Annotated in this window: 12 protein-coding genes; 7 read left to right on the top strand and 5 right to left on the bottom strand. The window is 72.5% G+C overall.

From position 1 onward, the window contains the following. The 6 genes from ACYVGT_RS09020 to ACYVGT_RS08995 all read left to right on the top strand — a co-directional run. The coding region (locus ACYVGT_RS09020; RefSeq protein WP_460856000.1) for a WYL domain-containing protein at positions 1-302 on the top strand (302 nt) is incomplete at its 5' end. 249 nt (positions 303-551) lie between these two features. Continuing rightward, positions 552-974 (top strand): CD225/dispanin family protein, encoded by a 423-nt coding sequence (locus ACYVGT_RS09015; protein ID WP_460855999.1) that lies wholly within the window; start codon positions 552-554, stop codon positions 972-974. An 81-nt stretch (positions 975-1,055) separates the two neighbouring features. Next, complete coding sequence (locus ACYVGT_RS09010) at positions 1,056-1,325, top strand: hypothetical protein (protein ID WP_460855998.1); 270 nt, start codon at positions 1,056-1,058, stop codon at positions 1,323-1,325. Positions 1,326-1,423: 98 nt separating this feature from the next. Beyond that, positions 1,424-1,930: a hypothetical protein gene (locus ACYVGT_RS09005; protein WP_460855997.1), complete on the top strand. Its 507-nt coding sequence runs from the start codon at positions 1,424-1,426 to the stop codon at positions 1,928-1,930. Between the two features lie 61 nt (positions 1,931-1,991). Then, positions 1,992-2,459: a hypothetical protein gene (locus ACYVGT_RS09000; protein ID WP_460855996.1), complete on the top strand. Its 468-nt coding sequence runs from the start codon at positions 1,992-1,994 to the stop codon at positions 2,457-2,459. A gap of 80 nt (positions 2,460-2,539) precedes the next feature. Further along, positions 2,540-4,186 carry a DNA repair helicase XPB gene (locus ACYVGT_RS08995; protein ID WP_460855995.1) on the top strand — a complete coding sequence of 549 codons (1,647 nt, stop codon included), beginning with the start codon at positions 2,540-2,542 and terminating at the stop codon, positions 4,184-4,186. 55 nt (positions 4,187-4,241) lie between these two features. Here the strand turns inward: ACYVGT_RS08995 and ACYVGT_RS08990 are convergent, their stop codons facing one another. Further along, positions 4,242-4,649 carry a TIGR03667 family PPOX class F420-dependent oxidoreductase gene (locus tag ACYVGT_RS08990; RefSeq protein WP_460855994.1) on the bottom strand — a complete coding sequence of 136 codons (408 nt, stop codon included), beginning with the start codon at positions 4,647-4,649 and terminating at the stop codon, positions 4,242-4,244. A gap of 128 nt (positions 4,650-4,777) precedes the next feature. After that, a complete protein-coding gene (locus ACYVGT_RS08985; protein WP_460855993.1) occupies positions 4,778-4,963 on the bottom strand; it encodes a hypothetical protein in 186 nt (61 codons plus the stop codon). Between the two features lie 295 nt (positions 4,964-5,258). Between ACYVGT_RS08985 and ACYVGT_RS08980 the strand changes: the two genes are divergently transcribed. Beyond that, the gene (locus tag ACYVGT_RS08980) at positions 5,259-6,233 is read left to right on the top strand and encodes a R2-like ligand-binding oxidase (protein ID WP_460855992.1); all 975 of its coding nucleotides are present in this window, start codon (positions 5,259-5,261) and stop codon (positions 6,231-6,233) included. Between the two features lie 96 nt (positions 6,234-6,329). On the opposite strand, the gene ACYVGT_RS08975 is transcribed toward ACYVGT_RS08980, so the two are convergent. The 3 genes from ACYVGT_RS08975 to ACYVGT_RS08965 form a co-directional block, all read right to left on the bottom strand. Beyond that, the gene (locus ACYVGT_RS08975; RefSeq protein WP_460855991.1) at positions 6,330-6,905 is read right to left on the bottom strand and encodes a septum formation family protein; all 576 of its coding nucleotides are present in this window, start codon (positions 6,903-6,905) and stop codon (positions 6,330-6,332) included. A gap of 133 nt (positions 6,906-7,038) precedes the next feature. Then, positions 7,039-7,641 carry a phospholipid scramblase-related protein gene (locus ACYVGT_RS08970; RefSeq protein WP_460855990.1) on the bottom strand — a complete coding sequence of 201 codons (603 nt, stop codon included), beginning with the start codon at positions 7,639-7,641 and terminating at the stop codon, positions 7,039-7,041. A gap of 590 nt (positions 7,642-8,231) precedes the next feature. Further along, a complete protein-coding gene (locus ACYVGT_RS08965) occupies positions 8,232-8,813 on the bottom strand; it encodes a TetR/AcrR family transcriptional regulator (protein WP_460855989.1) in 582 nt (193 codons plus the stop codon). Positions 8,814-8,985 lie beyond the last annotated feature (172 nt).

Genomic DNA, 8,985 nt, shown 5'->3' with positions numbered 1-8,985 from the left:
GGCCGGTGGCGGCGCCGGACGGCGCCCCGCCGGGCCCGCCGTCGGGCGCGGTCCTGGCAGCGCTGGGGGCCGCGGTCGCCGACGGCCGCCGGGTGTGGATCGGCTACCTCGACTCCGACGGCCGCGCCAGCAGCCGCATCGTCGAGCCGGCCCGCCTCGACGGCGGCTTCCTCACGGCCTACGACGCGACCCGCGCCGCCGTCCTCCGCTTCGCCGTCCACCGCATCAGCGGTATCGCCGACCTCGACGACAGCGGCCCCGCCGCGGATACCGGCACCCCGCACCCCGCCGACCGCCCCTGATCACCGGGCTCCCGGCACCGCTGCCGGCTGCCCGGTCCGGTCCTCCAGCCGCCGGCCACCGGGCCCCCTGTACGCGGCGCTCCGCTGCCTCCCGAAGCTCCGCCGCCGACCGCGGGGCCACCCGCCTCCGCCACACCCATCCGGCCCCGGCGGAGGCGGGAACGCCGTGTACGCGGTGCATCCGGTGCGGGGGTCTGATGTGATGGGGTCCGACGCACCTCCCGATGCACCGGCCTGAAGGGACGGCCCATGAGCGACCCGCAGCTGCCGCCCGGCGCCGCGTCCCCGCGCGACGAGCCGCCGCCGCGCGTGCGGCGGACCGCGCCCGGCTCCGGCGGGGAGCAGGGCGGGGGCGGCGCAGCCGAAGAGCGGCCGACCGCGCCCTCCGGCGGGGCCAGCGGCTCGACCATGGCGCTGATCCTGCACGCGCTCACCTTCCTGTGCTGCGCGAACTGGATCTTCGGCGTGATCGGTATCGTGTTCGCCGTGCGGGCCGGACACAAGCGCGACCGCGGCCTGTACGCCGAGGCGGAGACACTGACCCGGTATTCCTGGTACGCGCTGGGGGCGGCCGCAGTGATGGTCGCCGTGATGGGCGTCCTCACCCTGTGGATGCTCACCAGCGCCGGATCCCTCGTCGAAGGGTTCGTCCCCTCCGGCGTGAACTACTGAGGCACCACCGGACCCCGGCGCCGCCCGGTTCCGCACCCGCGGCCGAGCCGCATCCCCCGCAACGAGCCTGCAGGAGCCCCGATGCACGACGACGACCCCGCTCCGCAGCAGGCGGCTCCGCTGTTCTCGCCCCGGCAGACGCTCTACCTCGGCGCCGCGATGACGCTGTGCTGCAGCCCGCTGTTCGGCATCATCGCCATCGTCTTCGCCGCGCTCGCCCTGAACGCGGCCACCCCCGCCGGTCAGAGCACCTACCTCCGCCGGGCGCACACCACCCTGCTGTGGGGCGTGATCGTCAGCATCGCGGGTACGGCACTGCTGCTGTTCCTGTCCGGTGGCGAAGCCGTCTGACGGCCCGGCTGCGCGGTTCGGGCGTGTCATCCCACTCATCCCGTTCACTGCAGGACTGTCCGGCTACGATCAGCAGAGAGGCGGAGGGAGGGATTCGCGTGCAGGACCACCGACCGGCAACCGAGCGGTTCTGGGACGACGCCGGGCCCGTCCGCCTCGGCCCCTCTCCGGCGCAGCCCCCAGCGGCGCAGGCCGCGCCCGCTGCTCCCGCCTATCCGCCTCCGGGCGCCCGCTACCCGGCGCCCGACCCCGTTCCCCGGCGCCCCGGGGCGCCGTTCCGCCCTGCTCCGGCCCTGCCCCCGGCCGCACCGGAGCCCCCGTCCGGGCCGCCGGCCCGCACCGGCGCCGCCATGGCGGCGCTGCTGTGCGCCGTCGCCACGCTCCTCATCCCCGCCCTCGCCTCCGTGACCGGCTTCCTCCTCCTTGCCCTCCTCCCGAATATTCCGGGGGTGGTGTTCGGCGCGCTCGCCGTGGGCGCGCGCCGCCGCCCGGAGGCCGTCGAGCGCTACATCGCCGCCACATGGGCGTGGACGCTCGGCTATCTGGCGCTCATCGGGGTGATCGTCGCGGCGCTCGCGCTGCTCATCCTGAGCTTCGCGGCCTGACCGCGGCGGGCGCCTGAGCGCGGGACGGGGCTGCGGCCCCGCGACAACCAAGGAGCACGCCATGAACGACCAGTGGCCGGAGCAGGGCGGGGAGCCGCCGGAGCAGCGCCCGAACACCGGCGAATTCGGGCAGCAGGAGCAGGGGCAGCCGACCGGGCCGCAGGGGGCGTACGGCTCGTCGGCCCAGGGCGCCTACCCGCCGCCGAACGCCGGGTACTACGGACAGGGCTACGCGCCGCCCGCCGGCAGCGACCCGCGGATCGAAGCGCGGCGGGGCACCGCGATCGGCGCCCTCGTGGTGTCGGTCCTGACGGTGGTGCTGTGCGGCCTGCTCACCAACATCATCGGCCTCGTCTTCAGCATCATCGCGCTGTTCGAGAAGACAGACGCGGAGAAGTTCGAGAAGTTCACCAAGTACGCCTGGATCTCCAACTGGATCCACATCGGCCTGCTGATCCTGCTCGTGGTGGTGGGGATCATCTTCCTCGTGTTCGCGGTGGCGGCGGGCTCACCGGGGTACCGCTACTAGGGCGTGTCGCGCGGAGCACCGGAGCCGCGCTACCACCCGGCCGTGGCCGGGCGGTAGCGCGGCTCCGTACTCTGGATGCCGTGTCCTGCCTCATCGTGCAATCCGACAAGACGCTCCTCCTCGAAGCCGGCCACGAACTGGCCGGCGATTGCCGGCGCGCCATCGCGCCCTTCGCCGAGCTGGAGCGCGCGCCCGAGCACGTCCACACCTACCGGATCACCCCGCTTGCGCTGTGGAACGCCCGCGCGGCCGGGCACGACGCCGAGCAGGTGGTGGACGCTCTGATCGAGTACTCGCGCTTCCCGGTGCCGCACGGGCTTCTCGTCGACATCGCCGAGACGATGGACCGGTACGGGCGGCTGCGGCTGCTCGCGCACCCGGCCCACGGGCTCGTGCTGCAGGCCGTCGACCAGGCCGTGCTGGAAGAGGTCGTGCGCTCCCGCACGATCGCCGGGATGCTCGGCGCGCGGATCGAGGCGGACGCGGTGGCGGTCCACCCCAGCGAGCGGGGCGCCCTGAAGCAGGCGCTGCTCAAGCTCGGCTGGCCCGCCGAGGACCTGGCCGGCTACGTCGACGGCGAGCAGCACGCGATCTCCCTCGCCGAGGACGGCTGGACGCTGCGCGACTACCAGCGGGAGGCCGCCCAGAGCTTCGACGCGGGCGGCTCCGGCGTCGTCGTGCTGCCGTGCGGTGCGGGCAAGACGGTAGTGGGCGCGGCAGCGATGGCGCTGACCGGAGCGACCACCCTGATCCTGGTCACCAATACCGTCTCGGTGCACCAGTGGCGGGCGGAGCTGCTCGCGCGCACCTCGCTCACCGAGGACGAGATCGGCGAGTACTCCGGCTCCCGCAAGGAGATCCGGCCGGTCACCATCGCCACCTACCAGGTGATGGCGGCCCGCCGGAAGGGCGTGCACGCGCACCTGGAGCTGTTCGAGGCGCGCGACTGGGGCCTGATCGTCTACGACGAGGTGCACCTGCTGCCCGCGCCGATCTTCCGGATGACCGCCGACCTGCAGGCGCGGCGGCGGCTCGGACTGACCGCGACCCTGGTCCGCGAGGACGGCCGGGAGGGGGACGTCTTCTCGCTCATCGGCCCCAAGCGGTACGACGCGCCGTGGAAGGACATGGAGAACCAGGGCTGGATCGCGCCGGCCGACTGCGTCGAGGTGCGGGTGTCGCTCCCCCGCGACGAGCGGCTGGCCTACGCCACCGCCGAGCAGGAGGACAAGTACCGGTTCTGCGCCTCGTCGTCGGCGAAGACCGCGGTCGTCACCGACCTCGCCGAGCGGCACAAGGGCGAGCCGACCCTGGTGATCGGCTCCTACCTGGACCAGCTCGACGAGATCGGCGCCGCGCTGGACGCTCCGGTGGTCAAGGGCGAGACCACCGTCGCCGAGCGGGAGCGCCTGTTCGCCGCGTTCCGCGCCGGCGAGGTCGGCACCCTCGTGGTCTCCAAGGTCGCCAACTTCTCGGTCGACCTGCCGGGCGCCGCAGTCGCGGTCCAGGTGTCGGGCACGTTCGGCTCGCGCCAGGAGGAGGCGCAGCGGCTCGGCCGCCTGCTCCGCCCGAAGCCGGACGGGCGGCCGGCCCGGTTCTACACCGTGGTCGCCCGCGACACCGTCGACCAGGAGTACGCGGCGCACCGCCAGCGGTTCCTCGCCGAGCAGGGCTACGCCTACCGCATCGCCGACGCCGGCGACGTTGCCGCCGGCGGGGAGATCTAGGGCGGGCGCCCAAGAGCGAGGAGCAGCAGGGCAGTGGTCTGCACGTCCTGGCAGCTCAGAAGCCCCAGGAGCGTACCGGCGCCACCGTGATCCGCACCGAGAAGGCGGCGTCGAAGCTCTCCTCGCTGTAGCCGATGCCGGGCAGCGCGGCCCGGTAGCGGTGCATGTAGCCGGTGAGGCCCGACGGAGGCGGGGCACCGCGCTCGGCCACGGCGGTGCCGAACACCACGGCGACGTCCTCGCCGTCGGGCGCGGTGTTGAAGTTCAGCACCGCGTTCGGGTTGGCTTCGATATGGCGCACCTTCGCGGCTCCCGGCTCGCTGTAGAGGACGAAGGCGGAGCCGTCCCAGTAGAACCAGACCGGTCGGGTGGTGGGCCGGCCGGACGGTGTCACCGTGCCCAGCCAGATGACGGAGTCTTCGTGCGCGCGGCGCAGGATGGCTTCGGAGAGCGTGCTGGTCATACCGGCACGCTATGCAGGAGACCGCCGGTTCAAAAGGACCGTGCCGCGAGCGCGTCGCGCCGCCGGCGCAGCGGCGCCCCGCACCGCAGGCCGGCCGGCCTGCTCGGCGTCCGGTGCCCGCGGCGGTGCTACACCGACGGCAGCGCCCCCATGAGCAGCGTGAACCCGGCGATCCCCCAGCCGAGCAGGGCGTAGACCAGGGTGCGGGAGCGCAGTTGCGGGCTGTCCCGGACTCCGGGGGTGGCGAAGGCGGCGACCATCAGGACCAGCGCGAGCAGCGCCGGGATCACCGACGCGATCGAGAAGATCGTCATCTGGTGCACGCAGTCCGCGTACCCGGACGCGGACGGGTCGCCACAGAGCACGTCGTCTCCCGGAAGGCAGAAGGGCAGGACAGGGGCGCCGGCTGCGCACCGCGGTGCAGCGAGCGCACGGCAACCCCGACGGTACCGCGTCCGCAGGGCAGGGCCGGGCACGCGGAGCCGCACCGGCAGTATCCCGGCGGCTCTGAGGGCAGCTGGACCGCATCCGCCGCCGCACACGGTTTACAGACAGCTTCGCTGCGTCCAATGATGAGGGGGCATCCCGACCCGACGGAGGGACCCCCCGATGACCGAAGCCGCAGACGCAGCCGCACCCAGCCGATCCGGATTCCGCTCGCTCCAAAGCGGGGGCCTGAACTGGGACTCCTTCCCGCTCCGGCTGTTCCAGAAGGGCAACGCCAAGTTCTGGGACCCGGCCGGCATCGACATGTCCCGCGACGCCGAGGACTGGGCCGGCCTGCCCGGCCACGTGCGCGAGCGCGTCCTGCGGCTCTGCGCGCAGTTCGTCGCGGGCGAGGAGGCGGTCACCGAGGACATCCAGCCGTTCATCCGCGCGATGGCCGCCGAGGGCCGGCTGGGCGACGAGATGTACCTGACCCAGTTCGCCTTCGAGGAGGCCAAGCACGTCCAGGTGTTCCGGATCTGGCTGGACGCCCTGGGCATCGACAGCGACCTGCACGAATACGTCGACCAGAACGAGGGCTACCGCAGGCTCTTCTACACGGAGCTGCCGGACTCGCTCAACTCCCTCTACGACGACCCGAGCCCGCGCAACCAGGTGCGCGCCTCGGTCACCTACAACCACGTCATCGAGGGCGCCCTCGCCCTCACCGGCTACTACTCCTGGAACCACCTGTGCACCGTGCGCGACATCTTCCCCGGCATGCGGGAGATCATCCGCCGCATCGGCGACGACGAGCGCCGCCACATGGCGTGGGGCACGTTCACCTGCCGGCGGCACGTCGCCGCGGACGACGCCAACTGGGGCGTGGTGACCCAGCGGCTGGAGGAGCTCATGCCGCACCTGCAGGCCACCGTCACTCTGGCCGACCAGGAGGTCCCGGAGAGCGAACAGCAGTACGAGATGGCGCCGGGGACCCTGGTCGACTACGCCTCCGACCGGGCCATGCGCCGGCTCGGGGCGATCGAGACGGCGCGCGGCGTTCCGCTGTCCAAGATCGACGTCGACGCCTCGCCCGAGGAGCTGGAGGAGCGGTTCGGCGCCGAGGACCGCGCGGCGATGTCCCGCTCGAGCGGCTGACGCGGCGCCCTCGCTCGGCGGAGTGCCCCGGCAGGATGCCGGCGGCCGCGCCGCCACCGGAGGCCCGGTGGCGGCGCGGCCGCGCCAGCTGGGCTGCTACTCCCCCGCGCCCGCGAGCGAGCCCGTGACCGGGCCGTTGGGGTCGTAGATGACGCAGGCGATCTCCCGCTCGTAGCCGTCAAACGCCTCCTGGGTGGGCGTGTAGAAGCTGTAGTCGTACTTGGAGTTCATGTACGGAGCGGCGACGAACGTTTCGAACTCCTGGTAGCAGAAGTCGTCGGCCTCGGTCTCCATCTCACCGTCGCCGGGGTAGCTCTCGTACTCCGAGATGGTGGTCGCGTACACCTCGGAGTCGTGCGGCTCAGCGCAGTCCACCTTGGGCACGGACTGCACCTCGCCCTCGACGGTCTGGTCGTTGAGGCAGTCCCCCAGGGCGATGTCGAAGGCGTCGACATCCTCCTCGGTGCCGCCGGGGCCGGTCTCGGCCGGCTCCGAGGGCACCTCCTCCTCGGAGGGGACCTCCGGGCTGGGGGCGTCCTGTCCCTGCTGGGCGATGGCGCTGATGAGGGTGCCGCACCCGCTCAGCATGGTGAGGCTCGCGGCGATCATCGCGGCTGCCAGGGCCTTGCCTGCGGCGCGCGGCAGGGCAGCGGACGAGAAGGGGAGGGACATCCGGGGTACTCCGTATTCCTGTGTATGCGGGCCCCGCGGAGCGGGCGCAGGGCACCGCGGGGGTGGTACAGCGCCGTCAACGCGCGGTCGGCCGCCGGGGACACGGGGCGGCGGGCCGGGGCGCGGACGGGCGCTACTTGCCTTCGGCGATCACCAGGTCGACGGTGATCCCAGAGGCCAGGACGAGGGTGCGCAGCGGTTCCGGCAGGTTCGGGTAGCGCCGCCACAGCACGTAGCTGTCAGCGGAGGAGAACAGCTCTCCGAGGTCGGGCACTGACCGGTCCACCTTCGCCACTTCGTGGCCGCCGGCGTCCTCGAGGCGGAACTGGAAGCCCCAGAAGTCGCCGGCGATGGTGCCGACCGGCTGCTTCCACGCGTCCAGCAGCCGGAAGCCGGCCTTGAACAGCCGGAAGTCCTGGTCGATGTAGCCGACCGGGCGGCCGTCCGGCAGCGCGATGGTGGTGGACGCCGTGAACAGCGACCACTGCTTGTCGATGACCAGGCGGGGACGCCGCCAGGCGTCCTCGACCACCAGCCGGCGGGCGAACCCGCTGGTGTTCTTGGCCATGATGCGCAGCGCCTGCATGCCGCCGCTCAGCCCGATCTCGCGGACATGGGCGACGTGCCGGCCCCGGCCGTTGAAGCAGTGGTATTCGGACTCATCGATGAAGAATCGCTTGGGCTGCTTCACGATGATCGGGACCGTGTCGAAAAGGTCCGATTCGCCGGCCTGCATCCCTGTTCCCCTCCACCGAAACCGCGCCCGTACTCAGCGCCCTCACAAGCACTACCGCCACCGGGGCAGCGGCACTCCGACTCATCACAGCCAAAGGCGCAGAACCGCTTGGGCTGCTTCGCGATGGTCGGACCGTGTCGGAACGATCCTCCACGAACGCTTCCGACGCCCCGGCCTGCGCACCGGTTCCTTAAGTCATCCACATCTGCACTGGTTTCTCCTCCTCCGCCGGGCTCGTGCCGCCCGATCGCCGCCGAATCGCACGCAATACCCCTGTGAGCTGGGAAAACACGGACCGGAACGCGAAGGGGCCACCCCACGGCCTGCAGGCCGTGGCCGACTGCGGCCAGCCGCCGCCTGCGAATCGCGGCCGCGGCGGGAACCGGGCAGACGATCCGGCAGGGGCCGCCGGAGGCGGAGCGGAGGGCTGGGGGGGTGCCGGGTGGGCGGCGTTGCCGCGAGCGGTGTCCTGGGGCACCCGCCGCACGGCCGGCGAAGGGGTCGGGGCGGGTCCTCCCTGTCGAGAAGAGGAGAACGCAGCGGGGGGCGTGCCAGGGACGCGCAGCAGGGCAGCTGCCCCCCGGGACGCCCTAGGAGCCTTCGGGCACCAGGCGGTCGACGATCAGGGCGATCATCTCCTCGGTCGGCGGCTCGTCCGCGAGCACGCCGGGCAGGGTGAGGCGCTCCATCACCAGCCAGTTGATGGCCAGGTACAGCAGCACCACCTCGGTACGGCCGCCGGGCATGGCCGACGCCTCCTGGCCCGCCATGTTCATGGCGAGGTCCTCGCGGGTGCGCTCGGTGAGCGCGGCACGCAGCGCGGGCCGGCGGGTGGCTTCCAGCCGGAGCTCCAGCAGGGCGAGGTAGCCGGTGGAGTCCGCGGCCATGCGGCCGGCCGTCCAGCTCATCAGCCGCGCAAGGTCGGCCTTTGTCGAGGCGCCCTCGACCCGGGCGTCGATGGCCCCCTCGTCCGGTGTGAGCCGCACGTAGATGTGCCGGCCGGCCTGGGTGAGCAGGTCGTCCCGGTCGGCGAAGTAGTTGGACGCGGTGCCGGCCGGAACACCGGCATCGGCGTCGACCGCGCGGAAGGTGAGCCCGCGCGCGCCCTGCGCGGCGAGGACCGACAGTGCTGCGTCGAGCAGCGCCCGGCGCCGCTCGGGATTTCTGACCACGGTTTCTCTCCTCTGCTCACGCACTCCGATCTGCGGCGGAGCGCCTCCGGGGCGGGCACTGCGGCCCCCTTACTCAACCACTACACTTGCACCACTACGCCCGAAGTACTATAAACAAAGTACTTCAACCGGAGCGGTTGAGGGAACACCTCGAGGCGGTCGGCACCGGGCG

Source organism: Nocardiopsis coralliicola (assembly GCF_054779695.1).
Note: the sequence above shows the minus strand (reverse complement) of the source record. Positions and strands in the feature narration are given on the sequence as shown.

Excerpts from the sequence above, each read along its gene's own strand:
- ACYVGT_RS09015 (WP_460855999.1), top strand. The coding sequence starts at position 552 with ATGAGCGACCCGCAGCTGCCGCCCGGCGCCGCGTCCCCGCGCGACGAG.
- ACYVGT_RS09010 (WP_460855998.1), top strand. The coding sequence starts at position 1,056 with ATGCACGACGACGACCCCGCTCCGCAGCAGGCGGCTCCGCTGTTCTCG.
- ACYVGT_RS09000 (WP_460855996.1), top strand. The coding sequence starts at position 1,992 with ATGAACGACCAGTGGCCGGAGCAGGGCGGGGAGCCGCCGGAGCAGCGC.
- ACYVGT_RS08990 (WP_460855994.1), bottom strand. The coding sequence starts at position 4,649 with ATGACCAGCACGCTCTCCGAAGCCATCCTGCGCCGCGCGCACGAAGAC.
- ACYVGT_RS08985 (WP_460855993.1), bottom strand. The coding sequence starts at position 4,963 with ATGACGATCTTCTCGATCGCGTCGGTGATCCCGGCGCTGCTCGCGCTG.
- ACYVGT_RS08980 (WP_460855992.1), top strand. The coding sequence starts at position 5,259 with ATGACCGAAGCCGCAGACGCAGCCGCACCCAGCCGATCCGGATTCCGC.
- ACYVGT_RS08975 (WP_460855991.1), bottom strand. The coding sequence starts at position 6,905 with ATGTCCCTCCCCTTCTCGTCCGCTGCCCTGCCGCGCGCCGCAGGCAAG.
- ACYVGT_RS08970 (WP_460855990.1), bottom strand. The coding sequence starts at position 7,641 with ATGCAGGCCGGCGAATCGGACCTTTTCGACACGGTCCCGATCATCGTG.